We start from the raw sequence: 15,206 nt of genomic DNA, 5'->3' as shown, positions 1-15,206 counted from the left end.
CATTACTTGTAGTAATTTCAATGTAGCAGAATCAGCCCATTGTAAATCGTCGAGAAAGATGACTAAGGGATAGTCAACTGAACAAAATACGCGGATGAATTTTTGAAATACTAAATTAAAGCGGTTTTGTGCTTCTGTAGCGCCTAATTCTTGTACGGCTGGCTGTTGGCCAATGATTAATTCTACTTCAGGAATGACATCTACAATAATTTGACTATTAGCGCCAACGGCAGCTAATATTTTTTCTTTCCAGGTAGTGAGTTGATTTTCGCTTTCTGTTAAGAGTTGCTTGACTAATGATTGAAAGGCTTTGACAACGGCCGCGTAAGGGATATTTCGTTGAAATTGGTCGAATTTTCCTGCTATAAAATAACCTCTGGCTTTAGTAATTGGTTTATAAACTTCTTGTACTAAGGCGGATTTTCCAATGCCAGAGTAACCGGATACTAGCATCATTTCGGTGCTGCCCCTGCTGACTCGCTCAAAGGCTGCTAATAAGGTTTCAACTTCTGTTTCTCTGCCGTAGAGTTTTTCGGGGATGAGGAAATGGTCTGTAATATCCCGCGTTCCCAATGCAAACGTCTCAATGTTACCCGTGTTTTGTAATTGAGCAAGACAAATCTCTAAATCGTGTTTCAGTCCTAATGCACTCTGATAGCGATTTTCGGCATTCTTTGCCATCAGTTTACTAACAATTTGGGATAAAATTAGGGGAACTTCTGGCTTGATTTGATGTACCGGAATCGGCTGTTTGGCTAGATGACAATGCACTAACTCCATTGGATCATCTGACTCGAAGGGTAACTGTGTTGTCAACAATTCATAGAAGGTCACACCAAGGGAATAAAAGTCACTCCGATAGTCAATGCCTCGATTCATTCTTCCTGTTTTTTCTGGGGAGAGATAAGCTAAGGTTCCTTCGAGGGTGTTGGGATTCTGGATTTCCTGGGTTTCTCTCGGCAGCAGGGAAGAAATACTGAAGTCAATGAGTTTAATTTGTTGGCTATGTGGGTTAATCAGAATATTGGCGGGTTTGATATCTTTATGAATAACTCGGTTTTGGTAGAGAGAGTGGAGAATATTTGCTAGTTCCCTGGCTAGGTTGAGAAAGTCTTCTAAAGATACAGATTTATCGGGTTGGTTTTTATCAGTTGCTGCCGGGATATAAGTAGATAGGGAAACTCCTCCAAAGTCCTCCATTATTAAAGCATAGGCGTTTTTGTAAGGTGCTAAATCGAGGGGTTCAACCACTCCAGGCAGACGTAGATTTTTGGCGATGGTGTACTGGTTGCGGAATTGCAGCAGTTCGCTGAAGCTGGGGTATTCGTTTCGCAGCAGTTTGATGACGACTGGAGTGCGATCGCTCTCCCGGACACCGCGATAGACTAAAGTGCGAGATCCTGCATAGAGTTGTTCTGTTATGCGATACCCTGGCAGGTCAGTAATTGTCTCCATTTTCCAGTTCTCAATAAATTGGGGGTTACTATATCTCTAGTTTACTCAGCCAACTTGCAAAATTCTCAATGGCCTCTAATGTTCCTGCAATTGTCAGTGGGCGTTCTGTACGAAAGATCGCAGTTCGTTGGATACTGAAGCCATATTATTAATTGTTTTACAGGTTTTGATTACCAACTGATAATAAGCGGCAATCCAGGTCGGAAATCTACCTGTTGTCCCTGCACTTCTCCATCAAAACCAAGCTCGACAAAATACTCGGTTCCTATTCGCAACTTTAATTGATTTGTCTCAAGCACTGCTTGAAGTTCTGGTGACGGGTTATTGGCAGCAGGACTGACTAATTCTACACGAGTAATTTCGCGGAAACCAACACCATGATCCAAAGGCTGTGACTTATCAGCAGAGTATTGATCTGGACGTTTACTAAAGGAAATTTGGAAAAGCATCGGCTCAGTCAACACATCACTATTTGTTGCCACCCTTATACTCATCCTTTCAGATAAATAAGGTGGACGATATGCCCAACTTGAAAATGCAACTGTGTCCTCAGAACCTTTGGCTGGACGCAAACAGATGCCAAATGGACACGCACCATTATTCCGATTTGTCGATCGCTCCCAAAGACGAGTCTGATGAATTGGCTCAGACTTCGCCTCTTCTGGATCGTGAACCCATAACAATTCCAACATTGCGTTATGGAAAAAGAAACAGCGATTGGCTGTACCTTGTCCGTGATGAATGCGAGATCCACCCTCAACTAAACCGAAGGATGATAAACGATTAGCTTCCGAAGCACCAATATCAGTAAGGATGAAAAGATGGTCGAATTCAAATGTCATAGAATTATTCATCGAATTGCTCGATCGCTCAAGTAATTTTAATCCCCTGTGATTGCTTTTTTTTCGCTCGCAACGCTGATGCTGCACAGCGTACTGTACCAAAGCCCCAAACCTCTAGTCAGTAAATCTTTCCCAATCTAAAATCTAAAATCTAAAATCTAAAATCGGTCGCCCCAACCTTCAAGTTACAACCAGATTGAGGAACCATCCGCCCGCATCCAGCAGTCTCAACATCCAGTTACCGACAATTCTGCTAAAGTCAGGTCATCATCCGGTGCATCTTGTAGAGACGTGATTCGCAGCCTCTGCCCCCAAAGCAGTAAAATCCCATCACATTGTCACCTGCCACCCGATCGGCAGTAAGTTAAAAATTAAGGTAGTTTGAAAATAATCGCCCAAAGTTGAAAGAAGCCTTGACATCTGACCTAAACTCTCTAACTTAGACCCTCTAGCTGCGCTGCCATCCATATTTAAAAGATGCCATGTCAACCTTAGTCATCGTCGAATCTCCGACCAAAGCCCGCACCATCCGCAACTTCCTGCCCTCCACCTACCGTGTAGAGGCATCGATGGGCCATGTCCGCGACCTACCATCCTCCGCCGAAGAAATACCAGAAGCCGTTAAAGGAGAAAAATGGGCGCAATTGGGCGTAAACGTGGAGGCAGACTTTGAACCCCTCTACGTCATCCCGAAAGATAAAAAGAAAATTGTTAAAGAACTCAAAGACGCCCTCAAAGACGCCACAGAACTGATACTAGCCACTGACGAAGACCGAGAAGGCGAAAGCATTTCCTGGCATTTGCTGCAAATCCTCAAACCCAAAGTGCCCATCAAGCGGATGGTGTTTCACGAAATCACCCGCGAAGCAATCCGCGACGCCTTAACCCACTGCCGCGATATCGATAATCGAGTAGTACAAGCCCAAGAAACTCGCCGAATTCTCGATAGACTCGTCGGTTACACACTCTCCCCGTTACTGTGGAAAAAAATCGCTTGGGGTTTGTCCGCTGGTAGAGTGCAGTCAGTCGCAGTCAGGCTTTTGGTGCGCCGGGAACGCGAACGCCGCGCTTTCCGCCAAGGTAGTTACTGGGATTTAAAAGCCCTTTTGGAAAAGGGCAAGATTTCCTTTGATGCCAAACTCGTGACTGTCGGCAATGTGAAAGTTGCAAATGGCAGCGATTTTGATGAAAATACCGGGCAAATTATCGCAGGCCGGCGCGTACTTTTGCTCAACGAAGAACAGGCGCGGGCTTTACTTTCACGCATTCAAAACAAACCCTGGACGGTCGGCAATATCGAAGAACGGCCAGTCACCCGCAAACCGTCGCCGCCGTTTACGACCTCGACTTTGCAGCAGGAAGCTAACCGCAAGCTGCGGCTGGGTGCGCGGGAAACCATGCGAATTGCCCAAGGTCTCTACGAACGCGGTTTTATCACCTATATGCGGACGGATTCGGTGCATTTGTCCGAACAGGCGATCGAAGCGGCGCGCAGTTGCGTGCAAGAACTTTACGGCAGCGAATACCTCAGCCCCCAACCGCGCAAATACACCACGAAAAGCAAAGGCGCGCAGGAAGCCCACGAAGCTATCCGTCCCGCCGGCAGCACTTTTCGGACTCCGCAGCAAACGGGATTGGATGGGATTGATTTCCGCCTCTATGATTTGATTTGGAAGCGGACAGTCGCTTCTCAAATGGCCGATTCCCGCCAAACTCACGTCACTGTATTAACTCAGGTAGAAGATGCCGGTTTCCGTTCCAGCGGCAAACGCATTGATTTTCCCGGCTTTTTGCGCGCCTACGTCGAAGGTTCCGACGATCCGAATGCGGCGTTGGAAGACCAAGAGGTGATTTTGCCGGCGCTGAAGGTGGGGGATAAACCTAATTGTAAGGATTTAGAGGCAGTTGGGCACGAAACTCAACCTCCCGCCCGCTACACGGAAGCTTCTCTGGTCAAAATGCTTGAAAGCGAAGGTGTGGGCCGTCCGAGTACCTATGCGAGTATTATCGGTACAATTGTCGATCGCGGATATGCCAAATTAATAGCTAATGCCCTAATTCCGACATTCACCGCTTTCGCCGTCACGACTTTATTGGAAACACATTTTCCCGATTTAGTAGACACCGGTTTTACTTCCCGAATGGAACAAACCCTCGATGAAATTGCCACCGGCGAGGCGAAATGGCTGCCGTATTTGCAAAAGTTTTATACAGGGGAAACCGGCCTCGCAACCCAAGTTAAAGAACAGGAAAGTCAGATTGATGCGAAAGTTGCCCGAACTGTGGTATTGGAGAATCTCTCTGCTAAAGTTTGCATCGGCAAATTCGGCGCCTACCTGGAATCTGAAAGCGAAGAAGGCTTGGTAAAAGCATCGATTCCCCAAGATTTGACGCCGGCAGATTTAGACCCGGAACAAGTGGAGTTTCTGTTAAAGCAAAAAACCGAAGGCCCGGAAAAATTGGGTCTTCACCCAGAAACCGGGGAACCGATTTATGTGCTGATTGGCAGTTATGGGCCATACGTTCAGTTAGGGGAAGTTTCGGAAACGAACAAGAAACCGAAGCGGGCTTCTTTACCGAAGGGGACGGATAAGGACAGCGTGACGCTGGATATGGCGGTGAGTTTGTTGACTTTACCTCGGTTGTTGGGCACTCACCCGGAGACGGGGGCGAAGGTGCAAGCTAATTTGGGGATGTACGGGCCTTATGTGGTGCACGACCAGGGTAAGGTGGGGAAAGATTATCGATCGATCAAACCGCCGGATGATGTTTTGACGATCGAGCTCGATCGGGCTTTAGAGTTATTATCGCAGCCGAAAGCCGCCCGCGGCCGCAGCAAAACAGCGACACCTTTGAAGGAATTGGGGGCGCATCCAGAGTCGGGAGAATTGATCAATGTTTACGATGGCCGCTACGGCCCCTACGTGAAACACGGCGATGTCAATGCTTCTTTGTCGAAGGATGAATCTGTGGAGAATTTCACCTTGCAAAGAGCACTGGAATTGTTAGCAACTAAGGAAGCAGCGGGAGGCGGTAAATCTAGCAGCAAGTCGAAGAAGTCAACCAAGACTGCGGCGGCGAAGTCGGAGACTGCAACTGAGAAGACTGCGGCGAAGAAAACCACTGCTAAAAAGACGACAACTGCGGCGAAGAAAACCACGACTAAGAAGGCTGCGACTGCGACGGCGACGAAGAAGAAGACAACTTGAGTTTAGTGTAGTTTTCACTGATCGAGAAACCCGGACGGTGTAGGGGCGGTGTCCCCGTGCCCGCCCGGTTTTTTTTGTTGGTAAAATACTGCACAAATTTAGGTTTGTATTAAGGACTTCAGTCCTTAAAATTCGGCTTGAGTATAGTAGGGCATAAGGTCTCTTGAATGCAATTAAGATATAGACGGCGGCCCAGAACGATAGACTCGAATCACTTTTCCCGTCAATGTCTGAGCGATAGATATCGCATCATTAATATTAGCAGTCAGTCTAGCAATATCGTCATCTCGCGTGCAGGCAATAATACCGCAGTGGTCAGGTTGCAGCTTGTGCAGTTGAAAGAAATCGCGTCGGTTGACAGTCAAGACCGCCCGATTTTCAACGATCGCAAATGCTAATACATCCTCATCAGGCAGTCCAGCGTTTCCTGCTTGTTGAACAGTCAAGACATCATGCCCCAAAGAGCGTAGATTTTGCACGACTTGCCGGGGAAAGTGTTCGTCTGCATAGATACGCGCCATAGATTTATTCGATATTTTCAGGTGTATCTAAAATCTCGTCGGCCTCGTCTTGCAGTCTCATTGCTTCCTCAATTTCGTCAGGGTAAGCTTCAGCATAAGCCCAAACATTTACTAAATCAGCGGCACTCAGATGGGGATAGCAATCTAGGATAAAAGCATCGGTAGCGCCGTCATTGCGATAGCTTGCGAGCAACCAAACGGGAATGCGAGTATTGTCAATACAAGCATCGCCGCCCATCACGCCGGGAGTTTTTGTAATCGGGCGTCCGCTGTTTTTCAGGCTTTGAGTTAAGATGCTGATTGCCTCAGCTTTGTCGATCGGCGTTAAGGCTAAGAGTTGCGCTTCTAATTCTGGGATTGTCATAGAGCTTATTTGATTTATGAATTATGTATGTATTTTATATTGTAGGGCGATATCCCTATTAGTTAGGTTTCTTGCAAAACGTTGTGGATTAATTCTGCTGCTAGCTATAGCTTATAGCGGTGAGTGAGGGCTTCCATGTCAACGGTGACTGCTGAGTGGCGCTTGGGTGCGGGTGTGGCTGGGGGTGCCGCGGGCAATTAGAGAGTTTCGTAGAAATAATCGATTCATCATTCTAGGTGTTGGTGGAGGTAAGGAGGTAACAAAATTGATGGGCGATCGCCATTTTTCCCAATCCCGGACAAAAGAGCGATCGCACGTTTCTCAATACCTCGATGAAAGTGCGATCGCTCTTTTTTACATAATTTGCACTGACGAGCGTATTCATTTGAGTTAAATTAGTCAGTTTGATATCATTTGCCCGATCGATCGCCCAAACCCCATATCCCTGACCTCGCGCTGGTCTAAAATCTCCTCAGCTAGAAAGGCGATATGTGCGATCGACCATTTGTGACTCTCAAACCTTTTAAGGAGAAATGTCTGTGGGCGGATGCCATCCAGCACTAACCCACTGACGCCTGACAGTAACAGCAATAGGATTGTTTAGTTGTAGGGCTGTTACTGTTGCGCGACCGCAATCTGTAAGTCCAATAATTTCTGTAGCGTCTTCACTCCAAGCAAAATTTTGTGACCCTTGTTGAGTGCGCGGATTAAACAACTTAACGTGCTTTTGCGTTACCGGATCTAATGCGTCAGTTTGGGTTCCTTTGTAATTATTGCATAGACTACAAGCCAGCCAGAGATTTTCTTCCTCATCAGTACCGCCAATCGCTTTAGGAATAATATGGTCAATTTCCAATATTCCCAGGACATACATTTGTAAACTGCGACAATAACCACACCGATTTTGAGCTTGTGCGCGAACTCTGGCTCTAACTTGTTCAGAAATCGCCATTTTGATTATCCTTTCAATGGTTCGAGCAAGCCGCGCCGCACAGCTTCATTTAAGGCTTGAGCTTGTCGCAATAGTCGAGTTTCATATATGTGGATTAATGCCTGCAATTCACCCAGTTCTACAGATGCGATCGTACCGGATTGTTGGCGGTCTAGCAATTCACTCAATCGTTGTTCTTGGAGTGGTTGCAGCCGGAGTTGAGTCTGAGTGATTACTTCTGAATCAGACAGTGCTGATACTGGTTTAGCGGTTGGTAAGAGAAAATTTTCCAGAGTTTCTACTAGAATCTCACTCACGGTGCGGTGGCGTTGCAGCGCTAGCAATTCTGCTTGGTGATAGACTTCATCTGGCAGATTTAGGGTGATTTGGGCGGTCATAGGTGCAAAGCTATGAAACTAATATTTATATTATGCCATATTTTACTTTGAGTATTAGACATCTGCCCAAAAGAAATGAAGAAGGATCTCGCTTTCTAAAAAGACGGCGACTGCGACCAAGAAGAAAACCAAGTGAAATTAGTTTAGTTTTCACTCATCCAGCAACCCGGTTTCTTAAAAAAACCGACTTTCTTTATTTATAAAATATTAGCCAAGCTGGCAAAAATAGGTTTGTACTTCCGTCCTTAAAATTCTCTTCTGTTCTCTTCCTTTGTGTCATAAACGTCTGCGCGGTTCGATCGCCCCTATTTTTTTTGAGACGTATCAACTCAAACTCTTGTCAAGCCTAGCTTTTGGGCTTGCTTGTCACCTGTTGGCCAAATCATCCTATTTACTTATTGACAATTGCTCTTCTCTGTTCAATTGTCAGGGAACGTATATATAAGGTTACAAATTGTATCATAAGCAACAGAAAGTACCCAATGTTTTATGTAGCGCTCTACAATTGAGAAAAGAAACAAGATTAAGAGGCGCGATTCCGATGGATATGAATATGGATATGAATGGAAACCTAGACTGGGAAGAAGCATTTGAGTACCGAGCGGGCTTAACAGTAGAGTTGAAGTCCCAGCCTGGGGTTTTGCATACGATCGCTTACTATGAAGTGATGATGGTACCGCCCATCTGGTTAGAAAATGACCCCCGTCCCCGCTATCCTCACGAAGTGCGAGTCGTTGCCCACCAGCCAACTGTGTCGAATGTTTGCCGGATTTCAGAGAGTCCTGTTTTAGTCGCCTCCTAAGTTTTTTCAGCGGGAAATATTGGCGATGGCATCTAGCCAGCAATCAAACCGATGCAGTGATTTTCGGATTGAGATTGCTTGAGTTTACTTTGTGGCGATCGCTTAAGATATAGATGGTCGCGAAAGTGCGATCGACTCAAATCACTTGACCTGTTAATGTTGCAAGTGAGGAAATAGCCTGATTAAGATTAGCAGTCATTCTGTGAAATCATCCTCTCCCCTACAGACAATAATTGCAGCATGGTCAGACTGTAAGCTGTGCAGTCTGATAAAATAACGGCGATTTAGAGTTAAAACAGCTCAATTTTCACTGACTGTAAAAGCTAACACTTCTGCGTCCGGATTTTTTAGGTTATCCTTTCCGGCTGCTTGCACTGTCAGAATATTGTCCCCCATCTGGCGCAGCAATTCTACAATTTCTCTGGGAAATTGTTCGTCACCATAAAGACGCGCCATCATTTCAATCCTCGTCATTCTTGCGGATAGCTATTTCACTTTCATCTGGAAAAACTGCCGCATAAGCCGACGCATTTGCTCAATCAGTAGCAGTTAGTGTGGGATAGTTATCTAAGAGCCGAGACTCGTTCATACCCAAACGATGAAAGCTCACCAGTTCCCAAATAGAAATGCAAATATTTCTCATACAAGCATCACCCCCACAGACACCGAGAGTTGGGCTAATTCCTTGCCAGGTATTAGCTAAATTTTGCGTTAATAATTAGATAATATGTATTTGCTATTATACGCAATTCCTTTATCTCAGCTCTCTTCCTCTGCGCCCTCTGCGCCTCTGCGGTTCATAAAAAAAAGCTTTTTTACAAATGGAATAGCATTGCTATATCTGTTTAACTTCAGGCTAAATCTCTCTCATTATAAAAAGTAATCGCCCTTTTACCCTGAGCTTAAACGAACCTAAAAAAAATTAACCCAAAACGAGTCATACCATTTTAAATTTTAGATTAAAGAATGGGGAATGACTGAGGACATAAAGCTTTGGATATTGCCTACAGTTGAATTTTTTATGATAACTGGTATCAGCCATCAGCAGGCACAAAGTGAAATTATATTCACCTATAAATTCTTATGACTTCTACCTTGAGAAGTATCTTTTTGGGGACTTGAACAACATATCCTACTACTCGCAACATATTCTACGGCTCAGTGCGGAGTGCACAGCCTACAAAAACTCTTGTGTAAATCCTATTTTATATTGCTTAATTCCTTGATCCCCGGAAATTTCCACCTTTATTCACTCAGAATTGTGCGATGTTTAGCCATAAATTAACATTGATTTAAACTTTGATGGAGACATAAACGAGCTAGAATTCAATAGTTGGTGTGGAAGACATGGAGTTTAAATACAAAATGTCACAGATAACAAATTAATATCGATCGCACTTCTCGATCGCACTTTACAAAACAAGCACAACTTAGGAGTCAATCGCTGATGATGCTAGGAACAACCGAGATCCCGCAATTAAAGCCGCTTACCGACTCAGAACTACACAAAATGAACGCCTACTGGCGGGCGGCAAACTACCTATCCGTCGGACAAATCTATCTCCTCGACAACCCCCTACTCAAAGAACCCCTCAAAATCGAACACGTCAAACCGAGACTCCTCGGACATTGGGGCACGACTCCAGGCCTCAACTTCATCTACGTTCACCTCAACCGCATCATCAAAGCCCAAGACCTCAACACCATCTACATCGCAGGTCCCGGACACGGCGGGCCGGGGTTGGTCGCCAACACCTATCTCGAAGGCACTTACAGCGAATATTACTCGAACATTTCCGAAGATGAAGAGGGTATCAAACGGCTGTTCAAACAGTTCTCCTTTCCCGGCGGTATCCCCAGCCACGTCGCCCCGGAAACCCCCGGTTCGATTCACGAAGGCGGCGAACTCGGCTACGCCCTGGTTCACGCTTACGGGGCGGCCTTCGATAACCCCGATTTGATTGTGGCGGCCGTTGTCGGCGACGGGGAAGCCGAAAGCGGCCCGCTGGCTGCTAGCTGGCACTCTAACAAGTTTCTCAACCCGGTTCGCGACGGGGCCGTGTTGCCGATTTTGCACTTGAACGGCTACAAAATTGCCAATCCAACGCTGTTGGCCCGCATTCCGCAAGAGGAATTGGAAAGTTTGATGGTCGGTTACGGCTACAAACCTTATTGGGTGGAAGGTTCAGACCCGGAAACCATGCACCAGTTGATGGCTGCAACTCTCGATACCGCGATCGGCGAAATTAAGGCGATTCAGAAAAAAGCCCGGACAGAGGGCTATTCCGGCCGTCCCCAGTGGCCGATGATTGTGATGAAAACTCCCAAAGGCTGGACGGGGCCCAAGGAAGTTGACGGTAAGAAAACAGAGGATTATTGGCGATCGCACCAAGTCCCACTTTCGGAAATGGCTTCTAAGCCGGGACACGTCCAACTCCTCGAAGATTGGATGAAAAGCTACAAGCCGGAAGAACTCTTCGACGAAAATGGCAAGTTAATTCCCGAATTGGCCGAACTCGCACCCAAGGGATCTCGACGGATGGGGGCAAATCCCCACGCTAACGGCGGCCTGCTGCTGCGAGACTTGAAAATGCCGAAATTTGAAGACTACGCCGTTGAGGTGCAAAAACCGGGCACTGTAATGGCAGAAGCAACCCGCGTTTCCGGCCGCTTCCTGCGAGACGTGATGAAACTGAATCAGGAAAACGCCAATTTCCGCATTGTCGGGCCCGACGAGACGGCCTCAAACCGCCTCGATCCGGTGTTTGAACTGACGAACCGGATGTGGGCGGGGGACATTTTGCCCGAAGACGACCACATCTCCCCCGACGGCCGGGTGATGGAAGTCCTCAGCGAACATCTGTGTCAGGGATGGCTGGAAGGCTATTTGCTGACGGGACGCCACGGCTTTTTCTCTTGTTACGAAGCGTTTATTCACATCATCGATTCGATGTTCAACCAACACGCCAAGTGGTTGAAAACTACTAACGACATTCCTTGGCGCCGACCGATCGCCTCTCTCAACTACCTGCTAACTTCTCACGTTTGGCGGCAAGACCACAACGGTTTTTCTCACCAAGATCCGGGTTTTATCGACCACGTAATTAACAAGAAAGCGGAGGTTGTGCGGGTCTATTTGCCGCCGGATGCGAACACTTTGCTGTCAGTAACGGATCACTGTCTCCGCAGCCGCCACTATGTCAACGTGATTATTGCAGGGAAGCAGCCGGCATTGCAGTATTTGGATATGGATGCTGCGATTAAACACTGTACCGCCGGCATCGGCATTTGGGAGTGGGCCAGCAACGATAAAGGCGGCGAACCGGATGTGGTGATGGCTTGCGCGGGTGATGTTCCGACGCTGGAAACTTTGGCTGCTGTTGACATTCTCCGCCGAGATTATCCGGATTTAAAAGTGCGGGTGGTGAATGTGGTGGATTTGATGACGCTGCAACCTGCTAGCGAACATCCCCACGGTTTGTCTGACAAGGATTTTGATACTTTGTTCACCAAAGATAAGCCGGTGATTTTTGCTTTTCACGGCTATCCTTGGCTGATTCACCGCTTGACTTATCGCCGGACGAATCACCCCAATATTCACGTTCGGGGTTACAAGGAAGAGGGGACGACTACGACGCCGTTTGATATGGTGGTGATTAATGATCTCGATCGATTCCATTTAGTTGGAGATGTACTCGATCGCGTTCCAAAACTGAGTTCTGTCGCAGCTTACGGCAAACAAGCTATCCGTGACAAGCTGATCGAACACAGGCACTATATCAACGAACACGGCGATGATATGCCGGAAATCCGCGACTGGAAGTGGCCGCACGCGGGCCCGGTTTCGTCGGAAGCGCCGAAGGAAACGAAAGATCCGACAACGACAGGAGATCAAACCGTGCGATCGGGTGCACCGGGCTAGCGATATTCTGGCTAGGGACACGGCAATGCCGTGTCCGGCACACGATCGTGGATTAGGACACGGCATTGCGGTGTCCGGCGCGGGCGATATTCCTCTGCGGTTCGTTCAATAAAAGTCTCTTTCAACAATCAAATAAAAGTGGTATATATGAGCTTAAAAATCTACTTTGTACGACACGGTGAAACGACTTACAGCCAAACAGGTGGCTTCTGCGGCCATATCGATCCAGAATTAACACCCGAAGGTTCTAAAATGGCAGAACAGTTTGCCGCCAGTTACGCAAAATTGCCCTGGGAGGCTGTTTATGTCAGTCCGATGAAACGCACAATTGCTACTGCAAAACCTTTGTGCGATGCCGTGGGAATTGAAATGCAGCTTCGCGACGGACTGAGGGAGATTAATTACGGTAAGTGGGAAGGCAAAACAGTAGAATTAGTCAAAAAAGAATACGAAGAAGATTATATTAACTGGCTGACTGAACCTGCTTGGAATGCACCGAATGGCGGCGAGACTTCCGTGGAAATTGCTAGCCGATCGTCCTTAGTTATCGCAGAAATTCAGGAAAAGTACAAGAGCGGTAATGTTTTGGTTGTCTCGCACAAGGCGACTATTAGAATTATTCTGTGCAGTTTGTTGGGGATTGATTTGGGACGTTATCGCTATCGCATTGCCGCTTTAGCAGCTTCTGTCAGTATTGTTAAGTTTGACGTGCGCGGGCCGCTGCTGGAGGTTTTGGGCGATCGATCGTACATGGATGAAACTCTCCGCAATTTACCCGGTACTTGAAATTGCGGGTAAGGTGCGGGGGCGCACCCTACAGTCTGAAACTAAATCGCGCCTATGTAAGACAATCCTAAAATCGTACCCGTTCCCAAAATATGACCGAAGCAGAGACTTCCCACAAGTGCACCCAAACTCAAGCCGCCGACCAAACCCGATGAGGGCGCGGCTGGGCCTGTGTGAGGCTTTTGGATGGTCGAGCTGCCGATCGCAATAGCTAAAATATTGCAAATAATCATAATCAAACCAGTCGTGGGGCTCCACTCTACGGTTCTGGCGACAGTGGCAAGTAAAATTGGTGTAAACATCGATCGGCTCCTTAAACTTTAGTAAATGAAAATCTGCCTAGAATATATATCAAAAAAATGCAACTGTTAGCTACAGATTGCATTAACAGTTAATTTTTCGACATTTTTCTTAATAATTTTCCCTGAGTCTCAAGATTTTTTAGTCCCCCTCTGCTGGGACGAAAGTTTGACAAGACGCGATTTCAATCGCCTAGCGATCGAAAGAACGAATCAACAGGACATAATAAAGCATGAAAATACTGGTGTTAAATGCGGGTTCTAGCAGTCAAAAGAGCTGTCTTTACGAGTTAAACGATGTCCTGCCCGATCGACCTTTGCAACCCCTCTGGGAGGCTCAAATTGATTGGACTCACCAGCAGGGTATAGCAGAGTTGAAAGTCAAAACAGCAAAGGGCGATCGGCTTGAGGAGGAATTTGCATCCGAGTCTCGCCAAGATGCTATTTCTCGAATGCTGGACACTCTTTGCAGGGGAAGAACTCAAACCATTAATGATTTAAAGGAGATTGATATTGTCGGCCACCGCGTCGTACACGGCGGACAAGATTATCAGCAAAGTACGTTAATTTCGCCGGATGTTAAAAAGGCGATCGCCCGTTTATCTGTTTTCGCCCCCGTTCACAATCCGGTCAACCTCGAAGGTATCGAAGCGATTGAAAAAATCCTCGGAGATGTGCCACAAGTAGCAGTATTTGATACAGCTTTTCACGCACAATTGCCGCCCGCAGCCTTTGTTTATCCCGGCCCCTACGAATGGCTGGAAAATGGGATTCGGCGCTACGGTTTTCACGGGATTAGCCATCAATATTGCGCGCGTCGGGCCGCCGACATTCTGGGTAAAGATTTGGCAGATTTGCGGTTGATTAGCTGTCATTTGGGCAACGGATGTTCTCTGGCAGCCATTCGCGGTGGCTGGAGTGTTGACACGACGATGGGATTTACGCCTGTGGAAGGTTTGATGATGGGAAGTCGATCGGGTTCGATCGATCCTGGGATTATAATTCATTTGTTAAGGCAAGAAGATTTAACTTCTGAAAAATTAGATAATATTCTCAATCGTAATTCTGGTTTAAAAGGGATTTCTGGGGTATCTAGCGATATGCGGCAGATTGGAGATGCGATCGCCCAAGGTAATGAGAGAGCTCAACTTGCTTTGGATATTTACATTCACCGTTTGCGCGCTGGAATTGGGGCAATGCTGGCGAGTTTGGGAGGGTTGGATGCTTTGATTTTTACGGCGGGAGTTGGGGAAAATTCTGCTGTTGTGCGATCGGCTGCTTGCGAAGCTTTTGGATTTATGGGTTTAAAATTGGATGGGGAGAAGAACCAACAGTCGCCAGTGGATGAAGATATTGCGGTAGTGGATTCTGCCGTAAGAATTTTGGTAATTCACACGCAGGAGGATTGGGAAATTGCGCGAGAATGCTGGAAACTTTATCACTAACTTATTTTATGAATTCCTTCAACAGCGATGGCAGATTAGCTTCGCCGAAGCGTCAACAATTACAGACGGTGCAACCGGAATTTCTCTAATTCATCTGCGTTTATCTGTGTTTATCTGCCCTCATCTGCGGTTAAAAAAAGAGAATTTCTAGAACCGCAGATGACAAAAGATTAACGCAGATTCACGCAGATAAAAAGAAGAGATATATTAATATAGTTCCGATGCTAACAGA

General features: G+C 46.7%; 15 protein-coding genes. 5 read left to right on the top strand and 10 right to left on the bottom strand.

The features are described 5' to 3' along the window. Window positions 1–1,455, bottom strand: a 1,455-nt coding sequence (locus QUA25_RS24170; RefSeq protein ID WP_333041752.1) for an AAA family ATPase, incomplete at its 3' end; no start/stop codon positions are given. Between the two features lie 170 nt (window positions 1,456–1,625). Further along, window positions 1,626–2,309, bottom strand: coding sequence for a VOC family protein (locus tag QUA25_RS24165; protein WP_333041751.1), 684 nt, complete (start codon window positions 2,307–2,309; stop codon window positions 1,626–1,628). A gap of 470 nt (window positions 2,310–2,779) precedes the next feature. On the opposite strand from QUA25_RS24165, the gene topA reads away from it, so the two are divergent. Then, on the top strand, window positions 2,780–5,506 hold the full coding sequence (topA, locus tag QUA25_RS24160) for a type I DNA topoisomerase (RefSeq protein WP_333041750.1): 2,727 nt from the start codon (window positions 2,780–2,782) through the stop codon (window positions 5,504–5,506). A gap of 173 nt (window positions 5,507–5,679) precedes the next feature. On the opposite strand, the gene QUA25_RS24155 is transcribed toward topA, so the two are convergent. The 5 genes from QUA25_RS24155 to QUA25_RS24135 form a co-directional block, all read right to left on the bottom strand. Next, on the bottom strand, window positions 5,680–6,027 hold the full coding sequence (locus QUA25_RS24155) for a DUF5615 family PIN-like protein (protein WP_333041749.1): 348 nt from the start codon (window positions 6,025–6,027) through the stop codon (window positions 5,680–5,682). 4 nt (window positions 6,028–6,031) lie between these two features. Further along, on the bottom strand, window positions 6,032–6,391 hold the full coding sequence (locus tag QUA25_RS24150; protein WP_333041748.1) for a DUF433 domain-containing protein: 360 nt from the start codon (window positions 6,389–6,391) through the stop codon (window positions 6,032–6,034). Between the two features lie 232 nt (window positions 6,392–6,623). Next, window positions 6,624–6,776 carry a hypothetical protein gene (locus QUA25_RS24145; protein ID WP_333041746.1) on the bottom strand — a complete coding sequence of 51 codons (153 nt, stop codon included), beginning with the start codon at window positions 6,774–6,776 and terminating at the stop codon, window positions 6,624–6,626. A gap of 138 nt (window positions 6,777–6,914) precedes the next feature. Beyond that, window positions 6,915–7,343, bottom strand: a complete 429-nt coding sequence (locus tag QUA25_RS24140) for an HNH endonuclease signature motif containing protein (RefSeq protein WP_333041744.1) — start codon at window positions 7,341–7,343, stop codon at window positions 6,915–6,917. A gap of 5 nt (window positions 7,344–7,348) precedes the next feature. After that, window positions 7,349–7,720: a hypothetical protein gene (locus tag QUA25_RS24135; protein WP_333041743.1), complete on the bottom strand. Its 372-nt coding sequence runs from the start codon at window positions 7,718–7,720 to the stop codon at window positions 7,349–7,351. 559 nt (window positions 7,721–8,279) lie between these two features. Between QUA25_RS24135 and QUA25_RS24130 the strand changes: the two genes are divergently transcribed. After that, a complete protein-coding gene (locus QUA25_RS24130) occupies window positions 8,280–8,522 on the top strand; it encodes a hypothetical protein (protein ID WP_333041742.1) in 243 nt (80 codons plus the stop codon). Between the two features lie 300 nt (window positions 8,523–8,822). Here the strand turns inward: QUA25_RS24130 and QUA25_RS24125 are convergent, their stop codons facing one another. Continuing rightward, window positions 8,823–8,996: a DUF5615 family PIN-like protein gene (locus QUA25_RS24125; RefSeq protein WP_333041741.1), complete on the bottom strand. Its 174-nt coding sequence runs from the start codon at window positions 8,994–8,996 to the stop codon at window positions 8,823–8,825. Window positions 8,997–9,057: 61 nt separating this feature from the next. Beyond that, the gene (locus tag QUA25_RS24120) at window positions 9,058–9,204 is read right to left on the bottom strand and encodes a DUF433 domain-containing protein (RefSeq protein ID WP_333041753.1); all 147 of its coding nucleotides are present in this window, start codon (window positions 9,202–9,204) and stop codon (window positions 9,058–9,060) included. Window positions 9,205–9,969: 765 nt separating this feature from the next. On the opposite strand from QUA25_RS24120, the gene QUA25_RS24115 reads away from it, so the two are divergent. Together QUA25_RS24115 and QUA25_RS24110 are read left to right on the top strand one after the other, a co-directional pair. Further along, on the top strand, window positions 9,970–12,444 hold the full coding sequence (locus QUA25_RS24115; RefSeq protein WP_333041739.1) for a phosphoketolase family protein: 2,475 nt from the start codon (window positions 9,970–9,972) through the stop codon (window positions 12,442–12,444). Window positions 12,445–12,591: 147 nt separating this feature from the next. Beyond that, window positions 12,592–13,230: a histidine phosphatase family protein gene (locus QUA25_RS24110; RefSeq protein ID WP_333041738.1), complete on the top strand. Its 639-nt coding sequence runs from the start codon at window positions 12,592–12,594 to the stop codon at window positions 13,228–13,230. 41 nt (window positions 13,231–13,271) lie between these two features. Here the strand turns inward: QUA25_RS24110 and psaK are convergent, their stop codons facing one another. Then, a complete protein-coding gene (psaK, locus tag QUA25_RS24105; protein WP_333041736.1) occupies window positions 13,272–13,532 on the bottom strand; it encodes a photosystem I reaction center subunit PsaK in 261 nt (86 codons plus the stop codon). 230 nt (window positions 13,533–13,762) lie between these two features. Between psaK and QUA25_RS24100 the strand changes: the two genes are divergently transcribed. Continuing rightward, window positions 13,763–14,974 carry an acetate kinase gene (locus QUA25_RS24100; protein ID WP_333041734.1) on the top strand — a complete coding sequence of 404 codons (1,212 nt, stop codon included), beginning with the start codon at window positions 13,763–13,765 and terminating at the stop codon, window positions 14,972–14,974. Window positions 14,975–15,206 lie beyond the last annotated feature (232 nt).

This window comes from Microcoleus sp. Pol17C6 (assembly GCF_036701145.1).
In the GTDB taxonomy this organism is placed as follows: Bacteria; Cyanobacteriota; Cyanobacteriia; order Cyanobacteriales; family Microcoleaceae; genus Microcoleus.
Note: the sequence above shows the minus strand (reverse complement) of the source record. Positions and strands in the feature narration are given on the sequence as shown.

Bases quoted from the DNA above. Each gene is read 5' to 3' on its own strand.
- QUA25_RS24135 (WP_333041743.1), bottom strand. From the start codon at position 7,720: ATGACCGCCCAAATCACCCTAAATCTGCCAGATGAAGTCTATCACCAA.
- QUA25_RS24110 (WP_333041738.1), top strand. From the start codon at position 12,592: ATGAGCTTAAAAATCTACTTTGTACGACACGGTGAAACGACTTACAGC.
- QUA25_RS24100 (WP_333041734.1), top strand. From the start codon at position 13,763: ATGAAAATACTGGTGTTAAATGCGGGTTCTAGCAGTCAAAAGAGCTGT.
- QUA25_RS24145 (WP_333041746.1), bottom strand. From the start codon at position 6,776: ATGAATACGCTCGTCAGTGCAAATTATGTAAAAAAGAGCGATCGCACT.
- QUA25_RS24130 (WP_333041742.1), top strand. From the start codon at position 8,280: ATGAATGGAAACCTAGACTGGGAAGAAGCATTTGAGTACCGAGCGGGC.
- topA (WP_333041750.1), top strand. From the start codon at position 2,780: ATGTCAACCTTAGTCATCGTCGAATCTCCGACCAAAGCCCGCACCATC.
- QUA25_RS24140 (WP_333041744.1), bottom strand. From the start codon at position 7,343: ATGGCGATTTCTGAACAAGTTAGAGCCAGAGTTCGCGCACAAGCTCAA.
- QUA25_RS24155 (WP_333041749.1), bottom strand. From the start codon at position 6,027: ATGGCGCGTATCTATGCAGACGAACACTTTCCCCGGCAAGTCGTGCAA.
- QUA25_RS24125 (WP_333041741.1), bottom strand. From the start codon at position 8,996: ATGACGAGGATTGAAATGATGGCGCGTCTTTATGGTGACGAACAATTT.
- QUA25_RS24150 (WP_333041748.1), bottom strand. From the start codon at position 6,391: ATGACAATCCCAGAATTAGAAGCGCAACTCTTAGCCTTAACGCCGATC.
- QUA25_RS24165 (WP_333041751.1), bottom strand. From the start codon at position 2,309: ATGAATAATTCTATGACATTTGAATTCGACCATCTTTTCATCCTTACT.
- psaK (WP_333041736.1), bottom strand. From the start codon at position 13,532: ATGTTTACACCAATTTTACTTGCCACTGTCGCCAGAACCGTAGAGTGG.
- QUA25_RS24115 (WP_333041739.1), top strand. From the start codon at position 9,970: ATGATGCTAGGAACAACCGAGATCCCGCAATTAAAGCCGCTTACCGAC.